General features: G+C 47.1%; 20 protein-coding genes and 2 pseudogenes. 10 read left to right on the forward strand and 12 right to left on the reverse strand.

Translation table 11 applies throughout. From position 1 onward, the window contains the following. Window positions 1–62: 62 nt before the first annotated feature. From QMA35_RS10570 to QMA35_RS10585, 4 genes are all read right to left on the reverse strand, one after another. The gene (locus QMA35_RS10570; RefSeq protein ID WP_281647118.1) at window positions 63–596 is read right to left on the reverse strand and encodes a diguanylate cyclase; all 534 of its coding nucleotides are present in this window, start codon (window positions 594–596) and stop codon (window positions 63–65) included. 135 nt (window positions 597–731) lie between these two features. Then, window positions 732–1,559: a thioesterase family protein gene (locus QMA35_RS10575; protein ID WP_281647119.1), complete on the reverse strand. Its 828-nt coding sequence runs from the start codon at window positions 1,557–1,559 to the stop codon at window positions 732–734. 5 nt (window positions 1,560–1,564) lie between these two features. Then, on the reverse strand, window positions 1,565–4,606 hold the full coding sequence (locus tag QMA35_RS10580; RefSeq protein WP_281647120.1) for an efflux RND transporter permease subunit: 3,042 nt from the start codon (window positions 4,604–4,606) through the stop codon (window positions 1,565–1,567). A gap of 5 nt (window positions 4,607–4,611) precedes the next feature. Then, complete coding sequence (locus tag QMA35_RS10585) at window positions 4,612–5,742, reverse strand: efflux RND transporter periplasmic adaptor subunit (protein WP_281647121.1); 1,131 nt, start codon at window positions 5,740–5,742, stop codon at window positions 4,612–4,614. A 114-nt stretch (window positions 5,743–5,856) separates the two neighbouring features. Here QMA35_RS10585 and QMA35_RS10590 point away from each other — a divergent pair, with 114 nt between their 5' ends. Beyond that, window positions 5,857–6,495, forward strand: a complete 639-nt coding sequence (locus QMA35_RS10590; protein WP_281647122.1) for a TetR/AcrR family transcriptional regulator — start codon at window positions 5,857–5,859, stop codon at window positions 6,493–6,495. A gap of 55 nt (window positions 6,496–6,550) precedes the next feature. Here the strand turns inward: QMA35_RS10590 and QMA35_RS10595 are convergent, their stop codons facing one another. Beyond that, window positions 6,551–8,542, reverse strand: a complete 1,992-nt coding sequence (locus tag QMA35_RS10595; protein ID WP_281647123.1) for an SDR family oxidoreductase — start codon at window positions 8,540–8,542, stop codon at window positions 6,551–6,553. 38 nt (window positions 8,543–8,580) lie between these two features. Next, window positions 8,581–8,730, reverse strand: a complete 150-nt coding sequence (locus QMA35_RS10600) for a hypothetical protein (protein ID WP_281647124.1) — start codon at window positions 8,728–8,730, stop codon at window positions 8,581–8,583. Between the two features lie 240 nt (window positions 8,731–8,970). Between QMA35_RS10600 and QMA35_RS10605 the strand changes: the two genes are divergently transcribed. From QMA35_RS10605 to QMA35_RS10635, 7 genes are all read left to right on the forward strand, one after another. After that, a complete protein-coding gene (locus QMA35_RS10605; protein ID WP_281647125.1) occupies window positions 8,971–9,957 on the forward strand; it encodes a PhoH family protein in 987 nt (328 codons plus the stop codon). Next, the gene (ybeY, locus tag QMA35_RS10610) at window positions 9,957–10,427 is read left to right on the forward strand and encodes an rRNA maturation RNase YbeY (protein WP_281647126.1); all 471 of its coding nucleotides are present in this window, start codon (window positions 9,957–9,959) and stop codon (window positions 10,425–10,427) included. The genes QMA35_RS10605 and ybeY overlap by 1 nt, the downstream gene beginning before the upstream one ends. Next, window positions 10,420–11,274 (forward strand): transporter associated domain-containing protein, encoded by an 855-nt coding sequence (locus QMA35_RS10615; protein WP_281647127.1) that lies wholly within the window; start codon window positions 10,420–10,422, stop codon window positions 11,272–11,274. The genes ybeY and QMA35_RS10615 overlap by 8 nt, the downstream gene beginning before the upstream one ends. A 22-nt stretch (window positions 11,275–11,296) precedes the next feature. Beyond that, window positions 11,297–12,814, forward strand: coding sequence for an apolipoprotein N-acyltransferase (lnt, locus tag QMA35_RS10620; protein ID WP_281647128.1), 1,518 nt, complete (start codon window positions 11,297–11,299; stop codon window positions 12,812–12,814). A gap of 116 nt (window positions 12,815–12,930) precedes the next feature. Then, a complete protein-coding gene (locus QMA35_RS10625; RefSeq protein ID WP_281647129.1) occupies window positions 12,931–13,854 on the forward strand; it encodes a hypothetical protein in 924 nt (307 codons plus the stop codon). Window positions 13,855–14,072: 218 nt separating this feature from the next. Further along, window positions 14,073–15,071, forward strand: a complete 999-nt coding sequence (locus QMA35_RS10630; RefSeq protein ID WP_281647130.1) for a type II asparaginase — start codon at window positions 14,073–14,075, stop codon at window positions 15,069–15,071. 233 nt (window positions 15,072–15,304) lie between these two features. After that, window positions 15,305–16,783 (forward strand): OprD family outer membrane porin, encoded by a 1,479-nt coding sequence (locus tag QMA35_RS10635; RefSeq protein WP_281647131.1) that lies wholly within the window; start codon window positions 15,305–15,307, stop codon window positions 16,781–16,783. Between the two features lie 76 nt (window positions 16,784–16,859). Here QMA35_RS10635 and QMA35_RS10640 read toward each other — a convergent pair whose 3' ends face one another. The 4 genes from QMA35_RS10640 to QMA35_RS10655 form a co-directional block, all read right to left on the reverse strand. After that, complete coding sequence (locus tag QMA35_RS10640; protein WP_281647132.1) at window positions 16,860–17,639, reverse strand: hypothetical protein; 780 nt, start codon at window positions 17,637–17,639, stop codon at window positions 16,860–16,862. 71 nt (window positions 17,640–17,710) lie between these two features. Then, window positions 17,711–18,442: a YdcF family protein gene (locus QMA35_RS10645; protein ID WP_281647133.1), complete on the reverse strand. Its 732-nt coding sequence runs from the start codon at window positions 18,440–18,442 to the stop codon at window positions 17,711–17,713. A 5-nt stretch (window positions 18,443–18,447) separates the two neighbouring features. After that, entirely contained in the window at window positions 18,448–19,455 is a 1,008-nt protein-coding gene (locus tag QMA35_RS10650) for a 2-hydroxyacid dehydrogenase (protein ID WP_281647134.1), read from the reverse strand. Between the two features lie 103 nt (window positions 19,456–19,558). Then, the gene (locus tag QMA35_RS10655; protein WP_281647135.1) at window positions 19,559–20,482 is read right to left on the reverse strand and encodes an HAD hydrolase-like protein; all 924 of its coding nucleotides are present in this window, start codon (window positions 20,480–20,482) and stop codon (window positions 19,559–19,561) included. A 1,113-nt stretch (window positions 20,483–21,595) separates the two neighbouring features. Here QMA35_RS10655 and QMA35_RS10660 point away from each other — a divergent pair. Then, on the forward strand, window positions 21,596–22,228 hold the full coding sequence (locus QMA35_RS10660; RefSeq protein ID WP_281647136.1) for a c-type cytochrome: 633 nt from the start codon (window positions 21,596–21,598) through the stop codon (window positions 22,226–22,228). A 364-nt stretch (window positions 22,229–22,592) separates the two neighbouring features. On the opposite strand, the pseudogene QMA35_RS10665 reads toward QMA35_RS10660, so the two are convergent. Then, window positions 22,593–22,727: pseudogene (locus tag QMA35_RS10665) on the reverse strand (ATP-binding protein); the annotation flags it as partial. Beyond that, window positions 22,663–22,944 (reverse strand): LysR substrate-binding domain-containing protein, encoded by a 282-nt coding sequence (locus tag QMA35_RS10670; protein ID WP_281647137.1) that lies wholly within the window; start codon window positions 22,942–22,944, stop codon window positions 22,663–22,665. The gene QMA35_RS10670 and the pseudogene QMA35_RS10665, both read right to left, overlap by 65 nt. A gap of 592 nt (window positions 22,945–23,536) precedes the next feature. On the opposite strand from QMA35_RS10670, the pseudogene QMA35_RS10675 reads away from it, so the two are divergent. Then, window positions 23,537–23,814 (forward strand): annotated as a pseudogene (locus QMA35_RS10675) (hypothetical protein); the annotation flags it as partial.

Here is a 23,814-nt window from a genome sequence, read left to right on the forward strand (position 1 = left end):
ATAAAGAAAACCCCACATTAAAAATGTGGGGTTTTCTTTTAGTGATATTGAATGGATTAAAGCTATGAGTTGGAAGCCATAGAGGGCATATGTTGTTCGCTGTTCATAAAACCAATCTGCCCCTTAATAGGCCCGCGATCATCCCAGGTTTCAGTAAAGTTCTTGATCAATGCCTCGAAGCCAATTAATTCCATATCGTTCAGGGAGTACTGAGGCTGATACCACGGCTCAAGTTCATCAGAATCAACAGCCAGGCGCAGCTCCCGTTCAAGACTCAGCTTACCGAGAACCTCTTCCTGAAGAATACTTGTATAAAACTGATAACAGTTGCGACCGCTGGCCTTGGCCTGATACATAGCCAGATCCGCGTCATGCAGGAGTTGCAATGGATCATTGCTGTCCTGTGGCGCAACAGAAATACCAATACTGTAGGTAATTGTCAGAGACTCGCCAAATATTGTGGTGAATGGCTCATTTAAACCATCAATGAGCTTCCTGACCACCTTACCGGCACCAGAGTAATCCTTCAGATGAGTCAGAATTACAGAAAATTCGTCGCCACCAAGTCGGGAAACATAATCTGTTACCCGAATCATTTTTTAAAGCGGTCACCCACTTGCTGCAGGAGATTATTCCCTTCGGTATGGCCGTTTTTAATTAAACCAGAAAGATCAACATCCTGATTTATAAGCCGGAAGAGGCAAACTAACACGATAAACTAACGACGGTGATCAACCAAAAACGGTGACCACCTGCCGCCCCAAGGCTACCGGTGTTTTATCAGGGGCATAGATTGTGTACTGCTGCTGGCCATAGCCATGGTTGAAGTGCTCCAACGTAGTTTCAACGAACCACCAGTCATCTTTGCGTGCAACAAAATCATCCTTAAGAATTTCCAGCATCCAGGTCAGTGAACTGGCAGGAGCTGGTTTTTTCATCTTCGACAGCGCAGGTGTTGGAGGAATGTCGGCCACCATGACCAGATGCTCCATATCACTCAGACCTTCTTCTTTACCCTTAACCCAGATACCCGTGGTATTTCCCTTCTGAGCAGAAAAAGGCATGCTACCTATACCCCAGCGCATTTGGTACTGACGGGTAAATTCCGGTGTTAATCCTTTAATGTAAGGGAGCTCCACCACTCCTTCCGGACCTTTAACACCTTCCGGGAAAGACTTCGCCTCTAATTCAACCGATGACTCTCTAGCCAAACCAAAACAGGCATTCATAGAGCAACAGACATTGTTGCCTTGAATGATTTCAGCGTGCATATGGGTAACATTTTTCCCCTGCCGCAGTTTTCTCACTTGGATTTCAATTTCTCCCACAGCAATAGGAGCCACAAAACTAACCAGAATACTGCGAAGAGGCGTATCTTCCCTCAGAACCATTGCCATGGCGCGTAAAGAAAAAGCGGCTTGAATCCCACCAAAACAAGCTCTTCCCTGGGTCCAGTTTTCAGTAACCTCTGCAAGAAAACGATATGCACCAGTAGCCGGGTCATGATCCGGTACAGGGGTTATATGGTCAGCCAGTTCACTGTAAGACCTATCATTCATTGTTTTTACCTTTTAGCAGTCTTGGGTGTGAACAGTAGATACAACACAGGTACAACAAAGAGGGTCAGAAGTGTGGACACCATAAGACCGCCAATAATGCTCCACCCCATAGGAGCCCACATGGATGAGCTTCCGAGGGTCAGGGGCAATAGCCCACCAATGGTTGTCAGCGTTGTCAGAATGATCGGAAGCAGTCGCGTAATTGAAGATTCAATGACCGATGCTTTCAGGCTGCGCCCGTTGTGCCTGAGCTGGTTGGCATAGTCCACAAGAATGATGGAATTGTTCACCACAATACCCACCAGAGAGGTCAAGCCAACCAAGGCAGTGAACGAGAAAGTATTGCCGGTAAACAGCAATGCCAGAATAGAACCCGTCATAGCGAAGGGAATGGCGGCAAAAATAATGACCGGCTGACTGAATGAACGGAACTGCAAAACCAGAACCGCAAAGATGCCCATCAAGGCAACAAGACCAACCTGTCCCATGCCTCCGAACGATTCCTTACGTTTTTCCTGTTCACCACCCACCTGATAGTTCACACCTTCTGGCCAGTGCAGTTTATCCAATTCGGCAATAACAATATTCGTAACCGCCTCAGCCTGATAACCAGGTTCTACATCAGCCGTAACACGGGACATTCGCTCAGTCATATTGTGCTGAAGGCGAGCCAGAGCATCCTGCATTTCAAAACTGGCTAACTGGGGCAGCGGCACCAGAGCTCCATTGGTAGAGCGCACCATCATATTTTCAAAGTCATCAACCTGTGGGCGATCCTGCCCCAGAGACTTCACCAGAATCGGATAATCCTCGCCATCATCGCCCCGATACTGGCCAACATTCAGGCCGACAAGACTAGCCCGAATAGCCTGGTCAATCGCATTAATGGGAACCCCAAACATGGCGGCCTTTTCTCGATTGATATTCACCTGCATATCAATCTTTCGATGCGCCAGCGGATTATCAACACTTACTATGCCTTCAACAGATTCTATTGCAGCAGCAACTTTGGCAGCCTGTTTACGCAGTAGATTTAAGTCATCACTTAAAACCCGGATGGAAACCGGCGCTTCGTAAGGAGGCCCCTGCAGCAGTTCTTTTACTGTGACTTTTGCACCAGAGAAACGTGCAAAATCCTTGCGAATCTCTGTTACAAACTTGCCGCGGGATAAATCATCTCCTGCCTCCAGCTGCACAAGCAGCTGTGCATAAGAAGGCACTTGTCGTTTTGGTATTTCATTATAAAAAATTCGGGGATTGCCTTTACCGATATTAGTGGTGACAGAAGTCACTTCCGGGTACCGGTTAACAATATCTTCCACTTCAAGAGCTAACAGGCGGGTACGGTCAAAGCTGGCACTTTCGGGAGCATCAATATTAACCAGCACCATGGGCTTATCAGCTTTCGGGAACATGCTGACGCCAACCATTGGCAACAGAGTCAAACTTCCAATAAACAAGCCGACCGAAACAGTCAGCACCAACCAGGGGTGATTCAGAGAAGATTTCAGCGCCCGGGCATAAGGCCCCTGTGCCAGCACTTCTATAGCCTGCAGAACCTTTGGTTCCTTGTCTACTTTGGCAGGGAACAACCGGCTCGCCATCAGCGGCGTCAGACTGAGAGCTATTAGGAGAGAAGCCAGAAGCGTCAATACAACAGTGACCGGCATAGAACGAATAAATGTTCCCGCTCCCGTTTGAAGCAGAAGCATGGGGAAAAATGCCAGCATTGTGGTGACCGTACCACTGGCCACAGCCCAGCCAACCTGACTTGCCCCTTCTACGGCAGCTGTCTGACGATCGTAGCCACTCCTCAGAAAACGGCCCACATTCTCAGTAACAACAATGGCATTATCCACCAACAGACCGAGAGCAATAACCAGCCCCACTATCGACATCTGCTGCAGGCCAAAACCGCTGAGGTCAACCCATCCCAGAGCAATAACCACTGACATGGGAATAACTATCACGATAACAAACGCTGACCGCATTCCCAGTGCAATCAAAGTAATACCTGCCACCAACGCCAGACCAAGCAGCAAGCTGTTCATAAAGCTGTTCAGTCGTTTTTCGACACTGACACCCTGATCATGGACATAAGCCACACTCATATCACCCGGAAGATTCAGGGCAAATTTATCAACAACCTCATCCAATCCATCCAGCACAGAAAGTATATTGCTGCCCTTGCGCTGAACAACTGAAATAAACACACTGCGCTGGCCATTGTATCGAGCTTCATAGGATGGAAGGGCATCCCCCTGTGACACCGAAGCAATGTCTTCTACATAAATCACCCTTGCCGGAGACGACACCACAGCTGTGCGACGAATCTGATCTAGATCCCGAAAATCACCACTGGTGCGCACAGTCATTCGTCGTTCACCAGCCAGAGCATGACCGCCCGGCAGGTTGACACTGGATGCTCTAACAGCATTAAGAAGATCTTCAATACCAATATTCAGTGCCTGCATTTTCAAAAGGTCAGCACGAATATGAACCTGCTGTTCCGGAAATGCGTCGATATCAGCTCGTTTAACACCGGAAACCCGCTCCAGTTTTTTCTCCAACACTTCAGCCTGGGTTTTCAGTTCCCAGTAACTGGCTGTTTCAGACATCAAAGCCACCTGCAGGATATTCACATCGGCAGGAGAAATCTTGTCTACAGAAAGGAATTGAATCCCTTCAGGCAACTGATCTCGAACACGGGAAACTTCCGAAACAACATCGTCGTATTTTTCTTCCGGGTCTGTACCAAACAGGAATTCAACCCGAATAACGGCCAGTCCGTCTTCCACATCGCCTTTCAGCTCTTTGATGTCGTCCAGTTCTTTTATGGCTTCTTCCAGTGGATCAAGAACCAGTTTTTCCATATCCACCGGATTGGTTCCGGGATAAACCACTCTCACCATAGCCGCAGAAAAATCAAACTGGGGATCTTCAGAGCGCGGCATTGTATTTAAGGAAACAATACCTAAGGAGATCAGCAGTAGAATAATGACCAGCGTGAACTGAAAGTTATTAATCGCTATACGGGGCAACTGCATAATAATTACCCCTCTTTATCTGCAAGATCTGCAAGTTCTGGCTTTGTTCTTCTTCCCACAACCCGCACTTTATCGCCGTCATGCAAGAAGGCCGCACCTGTTGTGACAACAGACTCACCCTCTTTCACATCACCGGATACAGCTACAAAGCTACCTTCCAGATAATGGGTACGTATCTGCCTGGCAGACACTGTGTTGTCATCATTCAGTACATAGACAACACCCATAGGGCTCATCGCAGAAACCAGCGCCAACGATGGAAGTTTTACAACTCGCTCTTTCTGGCTGGGTTCAATACGAATCCGTCCAACATAACCATCACGTAGACGGACGTCACTGACAGGATCAAGAGCAATCTCAACTTCAAACAAACCGGAGCGCTCTTCCGCAGCTTCTGAAATTTCACTCACCTTGCCGGTAAAAGCCTGGAGAGGCCAAGGGTCAAAACGGACAGAAACCGGGTCGTTGTGACGAATCAGAACAACCTTCCGATCTGAAAGTGCGGTACGCATAATCCAGCCACGGGATTCATCCGCAAGAGCGAACACCACCTGGTTTGGCGCAATAAGTTCACCGGCTTCAACCATTCGGCGAACAATGCGTCCAGCTGCTGGGGCTTTGATAGAGGAGTAGCGTAAATTGAAGCGGGCTACGCGAAGCTGGGACTCCACAACATCCAGTTCTGTTTCCGCATCCTGAAGTTGATCGAGTGATACAACATTCTTTTTGTAGAGTTTTTTCAGTCGCTCAACATTGCGCTGTGCATTGTCGAAGCGGGCTTCAGCTTCTCCAACTCTGGCCTGAACCTCTTCTGTGTCCAGTACAGCCAGAATTTGCCCTTTCTCTACGGCATCACCTTCTTCAACAAGGATATTGGCCACCGGGCCACCAACTTTGAATGCCAGCTTTTGTGTGGATTTATAGGCCAGAAGAGCACTGATACTGATAGGGCGAGCAGCCTGCTGATAATGAACTGTGGCAACTTCAACAGGGCGTATAGACTGTTCAGAAGATACCGCAGAAGCCAGTTGGGAAGTCAGGGCAAGAAAACCACCCAATAACGTATAGCCCAGAGCCACTCTCAGAGAATGAAGGTTGCGCATGCGCTGATTCTTATCCGTTTTATTAAAAGTCATTCTTATTAGTGCTTATAAAACGGACTCTAGTTTTTAATGTAATCACTGTCAACAATATTGACATCGTCAACTTCTATTCACAGAATTGACAAAAACCAATGACTTTTAAAACCCATGATCGAAGCCACCGAGTCCACTAAAAGCTGTCTTGGACAACCCTATCACCATGGCAATCTTCGCCAGGCTCTGTTGGCTGTTGCTTTTGAACACCTGAAGAAAACCGGCCCTGAAAAACTGAGCTTGCGTGCTCTGGCAAGAGAAATAGGCGTTTCACAAACGGCTCCCTATCGTCATTTCCCGAACAAGAATCTTTTGTTTGTTGCCATGGCCGTGGAAGGCTTTAAAAAACTGGAACAAAGAATCCGGGAGACATCTCAAGCCCACGACGATGCTTCTGAAGCTCTGCTTTCAGGGGCAGAGCACTACATTGCTTTCGCTCAGGAAAACCCTGCCCTCTACCGCTTGATGTTCGGCTCTGCGTTGAATGAATGGCGCAAACCGGAGTTTATGCATGGTGCACCACCAGCGGCCTTTGCGGCACTGGTAGAAGTCATGGAGAAGGCCATTTCCCAAGGCAGTATTACTGATGAATACCCGGCCTGGTTTCTGGCCAAAAACTGCTGGGCCCAGATTCATGGACACGCCATGATGGCTATTGATGGCATGCTGGATAAAGGTGCGCCAGAAGGAATGGAGTTTGACCTCAAGCTGTCCTTAAGGCTCACACTTGAAGGCAAACGTCCAGGAAAATAGAAATGAGATGCTGGGTTAACCGCTAAATAGCAGTGGCATGACCCAGCAATAAACCTTACCAGTAAATCCCCCGCATCAATGCAGCAAACGCTACCTGTTCAGAGGAAATTGGAGCCGGTTTCTTCTTACCATCCACACCTTGGGAAGCTATAGAGTCCGGAAACATTTTGAAACCGGTATTCATAACAATCTCACTGATCTGTGGCGCAACAGAGTTCATAACCTGCGCAAATACCCCCAAACGAGTCGCAATACGTTTAGGCCGATTGATAATAGCTTCACAGACCATATCTGCTGCTTCTTCCGGCGTTAAAGTCGGGACAGAATCATAGATTTTCGTCGGCCCAATCATAGGTGTACGAACCAGTGGCATATTGATGGTCGTGAACTTCACATTGCGATCAGAGAATTCTGCTGCCGCACAGCGGGAGAAAGCATCCAAAGCAGCCTTCGACGCCACATAAGCCGAGAAACGAGGAGCATTGGTTAATACACCAATGGAAGAAATATTGATAATGTGCCCACTCTTCCGCTCCAGCATGGCGGGAGAGAAGCCCATGATCAGCTTCAGCGCACCAAAGTAGTTCAGCTGCATAGTACGTTCAAAGTCGTGAAAACGATCAAACGACAATGCCAGAGAACGACGAATGGAACGACCAGCGTTGTTTACCAGAATGTCGATATAACCGTGATCCTGCAGAACCTCTTGCACCAGACGGTCGCAGTCGCTTATGTCGGCAATATCGCAACGGTAAATATGGGCTTCACCACCCATTCGCTCGATTTCGTACTTGGTTTCTTCCAGTTTCTCCGGAGTTCTTGCTACCAGAATAATCTTGGCACTGGTTTCACCCAGCTTCATAGCTGTCGCCTTACCAATACCCGATGTTGCACCAGTTACCATAACGGTTTTGCCTTCAACCCGACCTTTCAGCGTACGATCGATAGACAGTTCCGGGTCAAGATTGCGCTCCCAGTAATCCCAGACTTTTGCTGCATAGGTTTTCAGTTCCGGGCAGGAAATATCTGAACCTTTCAGGGCTCGTTCCGTATCACGGTTATCAAACTTGGTGGGATAATTCAGGAATTTAAGGGTTTCTGGAGGAATCCCCATATCCTGGAGAATGGCATTACGGATACGCTGAATCGGAGGCAGCTTGGTAATGCCATCACGAATCATTTTAGGCACGAAACCAAACATACGGGAGTCAATACGCATCGCCATCTTTGGTGCGTGGCCAGCTTCTGCAAAGATATTCATCACCTCACCAACTTTTGCTGGCTCTGGGTCAGTCAGGTGGAAGCAATTGGTATCAACTTTTGGATTGTGGGCAATGTGATCCATGGCATTTACCACGTAATCCACTGGCACAATATTCATACGGCCACCTTCAATGCCAACCGTTGGCATCCAGGGAGGCAGAGTCTGGCGCAGTTTCTGAAGCAGTTTGAAGAAGTAATAGGGGCCGTCGATTTTATCGATTTCACCCGTTTCAGAATGACCAACAACCATACCCGGACGATAGACTTTCCAGGGCATTTTCTTGCACTCATCCCGCACAACCTTTTCTGCAAGATGCTTGGTTCGGAGGTAAGGGTTATCCAGATGTTCGGCTTCTTCGAACATGTCTTCCCGAAAGGTTCCCTTGTACAAACCTGCGGCAGCAATAGAACTCACATGGTGAAAGCAGCCGGCTTTCAGAGTCTTGGCACAATCAACAGCGGCGCGGGTACCTTCAATATTGGCCAGTTCCTGAGACTCAGCATCCGCCTGAAGATCGTAAATAGCAGCAAGATGGAAGAAATGATCAATCTTACCGGTCAGCGCCTCCCGATCATTATCATTCAGACCAAGGGCTGTTTGTGTAAGATCTCCTACAACTGCCTGAATACGCTCTGCACCACTTCCCACCCGCTCTTTCAGGGCTTCCAGTTTATCCAAAGAGCTTTCCCGAACCAGCACATGAACAGTGCCACCACGAGCCAGCAGTTTTTCAACCAGAAAACGGCCAATAAAACCTGTGCCACCGGTAACGAAATAATTCATTGGAACTCCTTATCTAGAAACACCGCCACGCCAAGTTGCTACTTATAGCTGATCAGAGACAGTATTCCCGGCCCCAGCCTGTGCAGTGGAACCGTGAGGGTTTTTTTATTGTCTTTTCCCTGACTGGCAGCTTCTTCGCTTACTCCTGACCAAGCCTGAGCCTGTGTAGGAGATAAAGCACCTTTCATGCCGAACCTGAAAGTTGTGATGAAAATCAGAATTTATGCTTCGGAAGACTATTATTGTTTTATTTATTTCCGAACATGCGCCAGCTGCTGACAAATATGACAAAAGAAGCTCGCGATGAAAACAGCTACAGGTTATCTCCCTGAAAAAACTTCATAAATTCGGCCTTGCTTTTAAAGCCTCCAACCCCGATATATGCTTAAACACAGAAACTTATTGCCAGAAAGGCTGAATACCACATTTTGAACGCACATCCAGATACTCTGCAGTTCGATATCGAACCCTTCGACGCCCGCCGCTACGCAGAACTCTGCGGCCAGTTCAATGAACACCTGAAACAGATAGAAAACCGCCTCGGCATACGCATCAGCAGCCGGGGACAGCGTTTTGATCTGGCCGGCGAAAATGATCCGATACAGGCTGGCAGTCAGGTTATCCAGAAGCTCTATGAAGCCACGGCCCAGAATGGCAGCCTGACTCCAGATATGGTGCACCTGTACATTCAGGAAACCGGGATGGAGCAGACAGAAACAGCGTCCAGCGAACAGGATATCGTGATCCGCACCCGCAAGGGGATGATTCGTCCACGGGGCAAGAATCAGCAGGATTACGTTCGCACAGTCATGAAGAACGATATCAATTTCGGTATCGGCCCTGCGGGAACCGGCAAAACTTACCTTGCTGTGGCTTGTGCCGTGCAAGCTTTGGAGCTGGAAGAGGTTCAGCGCATTCTTCTGGTGCGCCCGGCTGTAGAAGCTGGCGAAAAACTTGGTTTCCTGCCCGGTGATCTGGCTCAAAAAATTGACCCATACCTGCGTCCACTCTACGACGCCTTGTATGAGATGCTGGGCTTCGACCGGGTTACCCGTTTGATTGAAAAGAGCGTGATTGAAGTTGCACCATTGGCTTACATGCGTGGCCGCACTCTGAACAATGCATTCATCATTCTTGATGAATCCCAAAACACCACCACCGAACAGATGAAGATGTTCCTGACTCGTATAGGTTTTGGATCAACAGCTGTGATTACCGGTGACATTACCCAAATCGACTTGCCCCGTAATACCCGCTCTGGCCTGCGCCATGCCAAAGAAGTTCTTGAAGGTGTGGAGGGTATTGGCGTAACCCAGTTCAGCTCCCGTGATGTTGTGCGTCATCCACTGGTACAACGTATTGTTGAAGCCTATGATCGCCATGAAAACCGGCCTGATCAGGAAAAACGCAACTGATGTCTGCCTTTATTGATCTGCAGGTTGCCAGTGAAAACGGCGACCTGCCTTCTGAAGAACAACTGACCAGCTGGGCCAGCGCTGCCGTTCGTGATGAACGGGATGAAGCAGAAATCAGCATTCGTATTGTTGATACTGAGGAAGGTCAGGAACTGAACAACCAGTGGCGTAAAAAAGATTACGCAACCAATGTTCTGTCTTTTCCTTCTGATCTTCCTGCTGAACTGGAGCTACCATTGCTTGGGGATCTCGTGATCTGCGCCCCGGTAGTAGAGCGTGAAGCAAAAGAACAACAGAAAACCATTACCTCACACTGGGCGCATATGGTAATCCATGGCACACTGCATTTGCTGGGTTATGACCATATCGAGGACGATGAAGCTGAGGCAATGGAAGCTTTAGAAACCCGTATTATGAAAAATCTTGGTTACGACTCACCTTACGAGGACAAAACAGAAGACAATGGCTGACGATCACTCGGGCAACGGTAACCCCAACCGAACCTGGCTGGAGAAGCTTAAACAGGTTTTCTCCGGCGACCCACAGACCCGTGATGAGCTGCTTGATCAGCTCCGTGATACTGAGCAGCACAGCGACCTGCTCGACAGTGAAGCCCTCCGCATTATTGAAGGGGCGCTCCAGGTTTCTGAAATGCAGGTACGGGAGATAATGGTTCCCCGCTCCCAGATGGTCTGCATAGATTCAAGCCAGAAGCCGGAAGAGTTCCTTCCTGATGTTATAGAAGCTGCCCACTCCCGTTTCCCGGTTATCGGGGATAACAAAGACGAAGTTCTGGGCATTCTTCTGGCAAAGGATCTATTGCCTCTGATTCTGGAAGAAAATCGCAAAAAGTTTGTGATCAAAGACCACCTGCGCCCGGCTACGGTTGTACCTGAAAGTAAACGCCTCAATGTTCTTCTTAACGATTTCCGCACCAACCGAAATCATATGGCTATTGTTATTGATGAATATGGCGGTGTCGCGGGGCTGGTCACCATCGAAGATGTTCTGGAACAGATCGTTGGTGATATCGAAGACGAATATGACGTAGAGGAAGACAGCTATATAAAACCTCTAAGCAGTGATGAATTTGTTGTTAAAGCCCTTACTCCGATTGAGGATTTTAACGAACATTTTCAAACCCAGTTCAGCGACGATGAGTTTGATACCATTGGTGGTATCGTTATGCAGCAGTTCGGACATCTGCCCAAGCGTAATGAAACTATTTCCATGGATCGTTTCTGCTTCCAGATTCTGAATGCTGACAATCGTCGTATACGACTACTCAGAGTAACAAGAAATCCAGCTGATCTCTGATAAAAGAGCACACATTTAAAGCATGATAAAAAAAGACTGGCCCGGCCATCTACTGGCCGGACTGGCCGGTGCAGTTGCGACTCTGGCCTTTAGCCCCTTTAATTACTGGCCAGTGATGATTGCCAGCGTTGCAACGCTGTTTATTCTTCTTAATGGAGACTCTCATAATAAAAATTCCCTGAAAACAGCCGTATTACGCAGCCTGTTCTATGGCATTGGTTTGTACGCAACCGGTGCTTCCTGGGTTTATGTCAGCATCTCCCAATTTGGTGGCGCTTCAGTGTTGTTGGCCGGTTTGTTAACCGGACTTTTCATTCTGTTGCTTTCCATCCTTTTCTTCGTGCCTGTTGGTTACCTTTTCGGTAGGTTCACAGGCTCTTTAGCAACCTGGCGTAAGGTGTTTATCTTCTCCGGGCTTTGGGTTATTGGTGAATGGCTGCGCAGCTGGCTGTTTACTGGTTTTCCATGGCTGATGGCAGGCTACACACTGCTGGACACACCTTTCTCAGGATTATCCCCTGTGACCGGTGTTTATGGATTATCACTGTTGGTCGCCCTTGCTGGATCAACTCTGGGAGCATTCATCTTTTCCCGTAAGCACAAACCTCTTTTGGCCATCGCTGTTTCCATCGTTGTGCTGTCTGCAGGCAGTTATGCCTTAAAAGGTTACCAATGGACAACGCCTTCGAAAGATAAACCACTCTCATTTAGTGCCGTTCAGGGCAATATTTCACAAGATCTGAAATGGGTGCCCGGCCACCTGGATAAAACGATCCAAACCTACTGGTCACTGACAGCACCGCAATGGAAAAAAGACCTGGTATTCTGGCCAGAAAACGCTATTCCAACGTTCTACCAGAATGTTCCTGATGTGATGGAACAACTGGATCAAATGGCCGAAGAATCCGATACCGCTCTGGTGCTGGGATTACCTTGGTATGAGGGAAGAGAGGGTAATCGGAGTATTTACTACAACAGCGTGATCGGCCTTGGTGAAGCCGATGGCACATACTTCAAGCAGAAGCTGGTTCCCTTTGGCGAGTTTGTTCCCTTTGAAGGCTTGATACGCGGAGTGATCAGTTTTTTTGACCTGCCCATGTCATCCTTCTCTGCCGGTACAGACGTACAGGCTGGCATCACTTTACAAAAAAAACCGGTCGCTACTTATATTTGCTATGAAAGTGTTTACCCTGATTTTGCAGCCCGGCAGGCCATTAACAAGAATATATTGTTAACGGTTTCCAACGACACTTGGTTTGGTACATCCATTGGCCCTGAACAACACTTCCAGATGGCCCGAATGCGTTCCCTGGAAACCGGCCGCTACCAGTTACGAGTCACAAATGATGGTATTACCGCGCTTATAGATCCACTTGGAAACACGCTCAGCACCATTCCACGCTATCAGGTTGGCGTGCTTGAAGGCGAAATTCCGGGAATGGAGGGGTTAACGCCATTTATGCGCTTGGGTTCATGGCCAGTATTGCTCCTGGTTTTTTCCTCACTGTTACTTACACGACAGAGAAAGAACTCTATATAACTGCCTGGTTGCCAATATTCCTAACAAAAGTGTTACCGAAACTAACGCTTCAGGAACCCCGGTTGTAGCGTCCTGTCTTTATGCCTACTACAGAGCAGAGCTTTAGGCATACAGACATGGCACCTCCTTCAATAGAACTATTCAGACGCGTACCAAAAGCAGGATTCGAAACCTGGGAGTGTGACCATACAGCTAGTGCCGGAGGCTATTTACATGAAAACTGTAAGTGGGTGGGGCACCGCATCCGTCGCCATGGTCAGCCTCCCTTTATAGCACCGTTTAAGCTGGATATACCAACCCGGGTTAATGCCCGTCGCCTGTCTGACAATATTCAGGAAATGCATGCTGCCTTCCTCCAACATTTGGGAAACTATGTCGTTCAGGGTTACCCACAAGAAAAAATTCTCGAACTCGCTCAAGGTTCAGTGCTGCAGCTGAAAAAAGCTATTAACTCTATGCCTTTAAAGGATGCGATCAGACAGTTACACGTTCTCCAGGCGGTTGTTCACTCAGAAGCGGCCAAAATGCGAGCTTATAAAGAATATATGCAGGCAGGGGCTCTTGAGATCCATGCTCATTTCCTGACTTCCATTATTGATGAGAAAATGGATGCCCTTCAAAATCACCCCAAAGACAGAAGCTGCAAGGCAAAAAAAACCGGTGTCTGGACATCAAATGGCCTCTGCCGGTTATGTAAAGCAACTGTTGATTCAAAAAGCGCATTGCAACAAAGTTCTGACCATACCAGCCTTCAACCCGAGGCCGAAAGTAAACGGATACCTGTAGAGATATTAGAACGTTTTCATAATGACCTTGGCTTGTTTAATACCACCGGCGATTATTGCCGACTTGTTTTCAAGAGCTGGACGAATTTTAAAAGTGCACGAGCAGGAAGCAGCAGAAACATTGATAACTTTATCATGCTTATCAGGCGTGGTGTTCTGATGGAAAATGATCTGAAACTTATGACTACAGCCAAACGTAGAAGAGCCCAGAGACAAGCTTACACTCTTTTAAAGAAGGCTGGGCTTCACGACTAAAGAAGGCTGGGCTTCACGACTGAGCAAAGTCAGTTTTCAATTAAGTTGGTAGTATTAAATTGGTAGTGGAATCTGCTGAAGTCAAGCTGATTTCATTAACATTAATCTTGCCTCACATACAGCCTGCCTTTAGGCTGTGCCGTCTTTTCTGACGGTGGGGCAGCAGTCGCTGATTTCCCGCTATTCTTTTCTATATCTGTTTTCTGTAAGGACTCCTCGTGTCCAGGAAGCCACACATTGTAATTCTTGCTACCGGCGGCACGATTGCCGGCTCTGCTGCAGCGGAAACCGGTGGCGCATACACCTCTGGCAAAATTGGTGTAGACGACCTGTTATCCGTTATTCCTGAAATCCGTAATCTGGCAGATATTTCTGGTGAACAAATTGCCAGCATCGGTTCTCAGGATATGGATGAATCAATTTGGCTGCCAATGGTTAAGCGCTGCAATGAACTGCTTGCCCGTGACGATATTGATGGGCTTGTCATTACTCACGGTACAGACACTATGGAAGAAACCGCATTCTTCCTGCACCTGACCGTTCGCTCAAGCAAGCCTGTTGTTGTAACGGGAGCCATGCGTCCGGCCAATGCCCACAGCGCCGATGGTCCTATGAACCTGTTTGAGGCGGTTGCTACCGCGATGGCTCCTGAATCACATGGCCGCGGTGTTATGGTTGTGACAAACGACACGGTGTTTGGTGCCCGTGACGTAACCAAATCCTGCACCACAGCTATTCATACTTTTCAGGCGCCCAACTTTGGCCCCCTCGGCCATATCCACGCCCAGCATGTTGAGTTCCAGCGTAAACCTCAACGTAAACATACGACTGAATCTGAATTCCATGTCGATAACCTGAACGAGTTGCCTAAAGTTGGTATCGCCTTCGCCCATGCTGGTGGTGACAGTGCGATCGCGGTCAACGCCTTCATTGATCATAACTACGATGGCATCATCCATGCGGGTTTTGGTAACGGCAACTTCAACCATAAGGTTGGTGATGCTCTGCAGAGAGCAGCCCGGCAAGGTGTCACCGTTATTCGGGCATCCCGGGCACTGAGCGGCGCAGTGACTGAAGCCGGTGAAGTGGATGATGAGAGCTACGGTTTTGTAGCATCTGGTTTGCTCAACCCCCAGAAGGCACGAATCCTCCTGCAACTGATCCTGACAATGACTCGTGACCGCCAGCATATACGCGCGTTCTTTAAAGCCTATTAAGTTCTTTAAGGCCTTCGTAGTTGGGGCAATAACTGCACCGACTACGAACCGTTGAACAGGCTTCCCAGCCCTCCAGCACAGATACATTCACTGTCGTTTATTGGCCCCGGCAGATTACGATGAGTGTATCTTCTACAACAATTACAACAAAACCCCAACCTTCATTGCGCAAAGTCCCTAATCACCATCTATCTTGTATCGGGTATTCACTCAGAGCCAATGGGTTTTGATCTATGAACCTGCGTTCCCTTATTATTCCCAGCCTGGCAACACTTGCCGCGCCAACAATTGCCGACACTATTGGTGGTATCAAAGACGACAGGCGTCCCGATATCAGCTTTCTTGAAGAGCAGATGTCAGATTTCATGAATTCCAACAATCTGGAAGCACGAGTCAGATTGGCGGAGTTTCACCGAGAAAATAAGAAGTCTCTTAACTCTTTCGGTGTAAAAGAAAAACGCAAGGATGAAGGTGCTACAGCGTTGGGTGTGCAAATTAACTTCCAGTCTGGCTGGTATGCAGATGCCGTTGGGTTTGACGCTTCTCTCTTCACCGTCGGTAACCTGAATTCCCCCTACGATAGAACCAGAGACTTACTGCTGGTAACAGGTAGCGGGAATAAGACAGGCTTCAGTAAACTTGCGCAAGCCTATGTAAAAGCCAAGTACAGCCTGGAAGATGGCCAAGACCCGCTGATTTCATTCAGGGGAGGGCGTGAGCGCATCTACACTGGTTTGATTGCAGGCTCAGGCTCACGCGCTATCCCCTCTGCATGGCAAGGCATTGATGTAAAAGGTGGGTACGGAGGGCTATCATACGGCTTTGCTTGGGTTGATCAGATTTCCCTCCGGAGCTCCTCAAACTTTGAAGATCTGAAATCTTTCAAGAAGAAAGGTACTCCAGAGGGTAAGAACCTTGATGGAACAAATGCTACAACGGACACTTCCCAAGCAGAAAAAATTGATTATGCATGGGGTATAGAACTCGACTACGACATCATGGGATTGTCCTTGAAGTATAGGGATAGCCATGCCAAGGACTTTCTGTACACCTACAACCTTGATGCAAGTTACAAGTTCGATATCAGCCCTGGTTTAGCACTGACATTTAATGCCAAATACTACAAAGAAAAAGAAGACGGTGAATTGTGGACTAGCTATGTATGGGGTTCACCTGCATTTAACAATGATGCAGATTTAACTCATTTTAATGTGACTGCAGATATTGGCAATCTGATGCTAATTGCTGGTTACAGCAAAACCAAAGCCTCTTATAAAGATTCAAGCGGTAACAAGCGCTTGGGTGTTTATTACTACGACTTTGGACCAAATACCCATGGTGGATTTGATATTCCAACATCTATGCTGATTGGCGATTTCTTATACGACGACGAGAAGGCATGGATCGTTGGTGCAGGATATAACTTCAAAGATATTGTTCCTGGCCTGACGGCTGAGGTTTTCTACACCAAGGGTGATAACTTCAAAGACGGAAGACATAGCGAAAATCTGGAAGAGTATGAAACCGATTTAGACATTAAATACAAATTCCAAACCCCTGCACTTGATGGATTGTCTTTCCGCTTCCGTTACGGTATCTACCGCCCCGATGGTCGTAAAGCTAATTCTGCCAATAATGGCTTGGGTGCTGACTTTAGCCGAGGACGAGACGACTACCGCATCTACCTTGATTACCGTGCCAAAGTCTTCTAAAGCAAGTGCACAGTCAGTGTGAAATGCCAATAGTGTGAAATGCCAAAAAGCTTAGCAAACTGTATTGCTAAGCTTTTTATTTAAAAGCCTCAACCAATGATGCTGTAATAGCTTTATTTAAAGATTGAATGGCTGGCGTATCATAATACGATACATACTCCTGCAACTGCTCATCCGACATAAAACGATAAGTAAACAAAAACTGTCGAGTAACCATCTCTTCATACTCAGCCCGCATAGAAGACATCTGATTCCGCATACTGGTTTCAAACTGTGCGGGAATTTTCTCACTCCCAATCATAATTTCGGCAGCGGAAAGAGCACCGCTGATCATCATGTTCATAGTTGTATCAACAGCCCCGGTTTTTTGTACAAGATCCCGAACAAGATCAAGACGCACCTGACGAGGTAGCTTTTTCTGCAGTTGAACAGACACATAGTTTTCCAAATCGTTCAGGTTGTCTGGGTTGTTGGCTCTATTTTCCAAACGAACAGCCTTCTGCCAGACATCCCCTCCCATAACCTTAATAATTTCGTCTAAATATTCGTCAGACAATTCCCGAGCCAACACATTCTGAACAGTGTTTCTAAGTCGCGCAGGAGCATATTTTGCAGTCAACCCCTCTTCGAGGCGGGAAAGAAGCTGCAGGCTCATTTCATTATCTGGCAGTTCACTTCTTCCCATACGCAAACCTTCTTCAGTGAAGGTATGCCCCATATAGGCAAACTGTTTTTCCAACCCGGAAAGGTCATACACCTTCTGAAGGATTTGTTGATCAACAGACCCTTCAGCAAAAGCAAAAGAAGAGAGGAAACTTAATAGAGTGAAGCGAAGAACTCTTTGCAGGCAATTCATATTAATCCCGTCCATTGGGTTTTTATTATTAATAACCAGTGTAAAAGCTGATCATAACTCTGATCAAGTATCTAGCTAGATATGCGATACCAGAACATGCCTGCATATTCATGCAACGCTAGCTGACTTTTACGAAGATAACGAACATTGGGCAACCAGGCTTCCAAACTCATTACAGATAATTGTGTAGATGCCTGTGCAGTTGGCGCAGCTATAACAGTAAAACCCACCTGCTCAAATACTGATTTCGCGCGAGGCAAGTGCCACGCATGACTAACCAGTAAAATCCGTTGTGCATTATATTGTTTTAAAATATCAGCACTATGTTCTGCATTTTCCCGAGTTGTTCTGCTGGAAGAATCCAGCCATTGAACTGTAGCGCCATGATTCTCCAGAAAGGTTTTCATAACACGGGCTTCATTAATACCATAACGACTTCCTCCGGAAACCAGAAGCGGTAAGCCGGTTTCTGTATGAAGCATCAGCCCGTAGCGCAATCGCTGTAACAGCAGAGGTCCCGGTTGGGGTGTCATTTCATATTCCGGAGTATTTCCCAGAACACCCGTTCCTAAAATCACTATAGCGTCAGCTTTTTCCTGACCCGAAATAAAATGAAAAACTTTCTCTGTCTCAAGGCCTTTCATCAGTGCGTTGGACACTGCAGCTGTAGACAGTAAATAAAGAGAAGTGCATGAAATCAAGACCAAAGCAAAAGACAGGTAACGAAAGCGAAACCAGCACAATAGCGCAATCAGCAGAATCACAAGCTGAATACCTGGTGGCTGGAGTAAACTTTTCAACATAAAAACTATCCAATTAGCTGAGGCTTCACAGTATTCTCACAGGAACCTGTGCGCTCAAAAGTCTTGATATTATTAACTGTCGTATTAGCTATCGACTCCAAAGCTTCACGGGTAAAGAAGCCCTGATGTCCGGTTACCATTACATTGGGGAAGGTTAGCAAGCGCTGAAATACATCATCCTGTATAACTTCTTCGGATAAATCTCTGAAGAACAAATCACCTTCCTGCTCATAAACATCAATTCCCAGATAACCGAGATCTCCTGCTTTCAACGCACGAATAACGGCGGGTGTATCGATAAGAGCACCACGACTGGTATTAATCAACATAGCTCCGGGTTTCATCTGTGCCAGAGAAGTGCAATTAATCAGATGGTGAGTATCCTCTGTCAGCGGGCAGTGCAGACTGACAATATCACTCTGTTGATAAAGCTGATCCAATTCTACCGACTTTATGCCTAACTTTTTGGCACCATCATCGGTGAGGAAAGGATCGTAGGCTAAAACATCCATACCAAAGCCAAGTAGTATTTTCGCCGTTGCCCTGCCAATAGCTCCCATACCTATCAGACCAGCCGTATGCCCGCAAAGGTTAAAGCCCAACAATCCATGAAGGTTGAAATTGCCTTCACGAACCCGGTTCCAGGCTTTATGGGTTTTGCGGTTTAAAGACATAATCATAGCCACGGTATGTTCAGCCACCGCTTCAGGAGAATACGCAGGAACACGAACTATCGTGATTCCTGATTGTTCTGCTGTTTCTACATCCACCTGATTAAAACCAGCACAACGAAGAGCAATGAGTTTTATATTTAACTCATCAAGCCGGAGAAGCACATCTTTGCTCAGATCATCATTTACAAAAACACAGATTGCCTCAAAACCTTCAGTCAGGCTGGCTGTCGAGAGATCAAGCCGTGCTTTCTGATAAACAAGATTCACACCACTGTTAACAAGCACCCGATCAAAAACTGGTCTCTCATAACTCTGGGTGCTGAACATCAGAGTTTTCATAGCCCACTCTCATTTCTGTAAAACCATTATTTTTATATTCTGAATGTAATACAGAGAAGAGCAATGCATACAGTCTTTTCTAAAAAACCGTATGCATTAACAATTAAAGATGTGGGGCAATAAAATCCGGGGCTATCCCAGCTTCTGCTATTGCTTGATCAATATCTGTTCCCATATAAACACCGCACTCCAGCAGCAGCGTTTTGAATCCCATGGCGTTGCCACCCAGAATGTCGGTGTAAAGAGTGTCACCCACCATCAGCACCCGGGATGGATCAGTAACACAATGACGCTCAGCAACAGTCTGGAAAATAGTGTTTCCCGGCTTACCAAACAACATAGGAACCGCTCTCTGATCAGTGGCTTCCACAAGATTATCCATAAAATAACCTGGCGTGGCATTGATATGGATTTGCCCATCAATAAAATACGGTGCACCCATATCCGGGTTGCCTACAGCCATTGTGAACTGACGACCTTCAGCGGATTTCAAAAGATTATCCTGCATGTCCTGGGTCCAGCCAGTACCTACCATAAATAAGATGCTGTCTACTTGCTCCGGAATCGCACCATTGCACTCGTTCAGACGAACCATTCCTTCAAGCAGTTTATCGGTTGGATGAGGTAATGGAGCGATTACGCCCCAGCGTTCCGGGTTTTCAACAGTTGCCAGCCAGCTTTCTGTAACATCCAGGCTGGTAACAACTTCTTCGTTAGCAAAATCAAAGCCTCTGGCAGCATACTTCTCAGCAGCCACATATTGATTGGTCATTGTGTCATTGGAAACCACACAGAATGCTTTGCCCCGTTCGCGCATCATGGCAATGGCTTCCACTGCACCATCAATAGCTTCCACACCCCGGCAGAGCACACCGTATGAATCCAGCATAATCAGGTCGAACTGATCCAGAACTTCTTCTATTCCCGAAATTTTTCTGGGTGCTGCCTCCGAATTTTTCACCGGTGGGTACCAGTTCAAACGGCGGGAATAACACTGATTCAGGATCGACAGATTAATCTCAATCATTGGGTTGCTCACATTTTCAGGAAGCGGAAGAAAAATATCCCTCGATTATATCAGTTTCGCTTTCCCGGTTTCGGAGAGATATGCATAGTGATGTCCGCAGAGAACACCTCTGTACCATTGGTATCTTTTACAGAGACAGGAACAATTACATCCTGTTCGCTTTCCCACCCTGCTGCCAGGACAATAGAAGCTCTGCTGAAAAATAAGCGCGATCAAACAAGGTTAAAGAGTTTTCAGGGGCTGATTGCAGCTCTTTGGTGAACTCGGACACAAAAGAATCAGGCTTGAATAATACTTCAAGTCCGATTGTCCTCATCCCTGCCTATGGCTGCAAGCTCTTAAGCGAGTGGTATTAGTTATATAAGAGCGTATTTTTAATAACGGCAGCTGGCGGAAAACGTCATTCAACTCTCCCAGGGTTTGAGGTTTACTACCTCTGAGTTCATTAGGAAACCAACGATCCATGGCTTTGTGAAAAAACGAATCTTTGTTATAGTGCGCTCTTCTCTGTTTTGATATTCCACCACCATAACTCAGAACCAAAACGGCCTGTTTGAAGGTTGTGACATACTCAAAAAGATCCACACCACCCAATATTTCATAGCCGACACAGACCCTTTATAGCTAAGGTAACTTAGCCCAGAGTCCCGGAATAGACGTCATTGATATCATGGAGGAACTCTCTGACCTGTTCTTCTGTAATGAGCGAATCAAGATAACCAGGGTCATGGTTCAGGAGCTGGATAATTGCCTGATTTGATTTGATCTGAAACAGCCTTCAAACGGTTCCCGTCTAGCAACAATGAGGGGATGTATTTCGGTCAGGACCTCTCCATTCTATGCCAATTTAAACCCAGTACGCGCAGGCATGGCCAATCTGCCGGAGACATCTCGGTATGCAATAAAGAGCCATGAATTTTTTATGGTTTTGTTCATTTCTTTTTAATGTTCAGGGCTATAGAATCTTCGAAATTAAAACATGTTTTTTAATGAGCAGCTGGGTTTCAGGTAACGGATTTTTTGGTTGAAAAATGAATCAGCTGTAGGCTTGGTATTAAGAGAAGTGCTCTGTATCAGGCCTGTTTATTAACAAGTCAGATAAGGACTCTGGTGATGTATTTTAAGCGTACTCTACTCGTTGCAGTGACAGCGGTGGCAGCAACGTTATCTGTTCCTTCCTCTTCTGCTGATCTTAGCGTTGGTGAAGCGTCTTTTCAGATTTGCCGAACGTGTCACGGCTCTCAGGGAGAAGGTCAGCAAGCCTTGCACAGTCCGAACCTGACGGGGCTACCGGCTTGGTACATTGAGCGTCAACTCCAAAACTACAAGCAGGGAATCCGAGGCGGTCATCCCAAGGATGCTATCGGTGCCCAGATGCGTCAGATGTCTATGACATTGGCAAGTGATAGTGAGGTTGCAAGTGTGGCTGCATATATTACAACGTTGTCAGTAACAACGCCTGCGCCCACCATGGAGGGGGACGCAGCTAGAGGGCAGCCTTTCTACACAGTGTGTCGTACATGTCACGGGCAATATGCTGAAGGAATGAAGGTGAAGAACGCGCCGCCATTGGCAAACTTGAATGATTGGTACCTGTTAAGGCAGCTGAATAACTTCAAAGAAGGAGTCCGTGGGGCGCACCCCAAAGACAGCTACGGCGCGGAGATGACGCCGATGGCGTACACGCTGGTGGATGAGCAGGCGATGGAAGACGTTATCGCGTATATCACCAGCCTGAAAAAATAACGTAAATATTGTCATCTGAAAAAGGTGTGGCTTGTGAATAGCTGCACCTTTTTTCGTTATGATACCCCTCTTCTCCTTTATCCTCTGAAGATCTTCAAGACAGGCTTCAATATCTTCCCACCACACATGCTCAAGAACGCCATCGGCCACAGGCTTCTGTCTATCGCAGGCCACAAGGACGGGGACCTTTTAAACAGGATGCACCTTCTTTCGAAGAGCGTCTGGCCTGGATGGTTTCTTTTTCAAACCACCGCGTTCTCGTGGTGCACGACTAAGGTTCCTTGAACCTTGTTAACACCAGTTCCTAATGGACTTTTTTCAACAGTTTGACCAGTATTTGCTGGCTTGGTTCTGGTTTTTTGGGTTAGGAGTCTCCTGCTTTTGCTTTGTCTTTCAGAAGGCCAGCTTTCCGTTTTTCCTTAAGCCGGTAGTTTTCACCCTTGATATTCACTGTGGTGGCGTGGTGCAGCAGTCTGTCCAGGATGGCTATCAACAAAACTGCGGGCTGGGATGATACCTCTATCCCAATAAGGCTGTTGCTGGCCAATCTTCTCAATCAGAAATTCAATAAAAACCCGTACCTTGGCTGGCAGGTAACGGCGCTCTGGATAAACGGCATACATTTCCTGCTGAGGCATTTTGTATTCCGGCAACACCTGAACTAACTCACTGGAATGTAGATAACGGCTGGCTACAAATGTAGGTAAACGACCAATACCGTAGGTATCGCCTGGCTCACTTACGCCTTACCCTTGCTGGTAACCTGGTTGCTATCACTGGGGTTGCGTATAGAAACTTTTGCTTTGAAGCATTTTCTGGCATTGATAACAGTTGTGGCCGGAACCTTTCTATTTTTATGGCAGCCAGCGGTTCGCTCCTATTTTCCTGCGTCACAGCAGAGTTCAGGTTTTACACACCCTTTGTTGTGGCTGATCCTGTTAGCGCTGGTGCCGATATGTCTGGGTTCGGCCAACATTTACCGGGTTAGGTTCTGGTCGGCCAACCTGCCTGTTCTGCATGTAGCACTTATAACTAATCTGTTCTCAGCCATAAGTTATCTGCTGGTACTCCCAGTTCTGGAAGTTCAAGCACTGCCTAACCTGAATGTGTTCATGAACAGTAATATTTTTGGGTTACTGATTTTGGTTGCTGTGCTTGGAGGTGCAAATCAACTGTTACTGTTTTCACTTCATCGTACTGCTGTGCCGGTTTTTATTAGTCAAATTGGTGGCTCTGTTCACAATACATGTTGGTGCATGAACTATACTTCTGAGCACCGGTTTCTGTCGTGTAATTGGAACCATCGTCATGCAGCAAACACAATTCCAAGAGTTCCTGAAATCTCTCAGTACATTGTCCCCTGAACAGCTGACATGTTTGCACACAACCCTACCGCCATGCCCGAAAACGCCAGAGGTTACGGGCAATAGTCGTCTTCTTGAGCGTCTCAAATATTACTTTGATCAGCACCCGCGGTGCCCTCGCTGCACCTGTGAATCCATGACGCGCTGGGGGCAGAATGCTGGTCATCAACGCTACCGCTGCAACGCATGCGGGCGTACCTGTAACGCATTGAGCGGCACGCC

The organism is Parendozoicomonas sp. Alg238-R29 (assembly GCF_947331445.1).
Taxonomy (GTDB): Bacteria; Pseudomonadota; Gammaproteobacteria; order Pseudomonadales; family Endozoicomonadaceae; genus Sansalvadorimonas.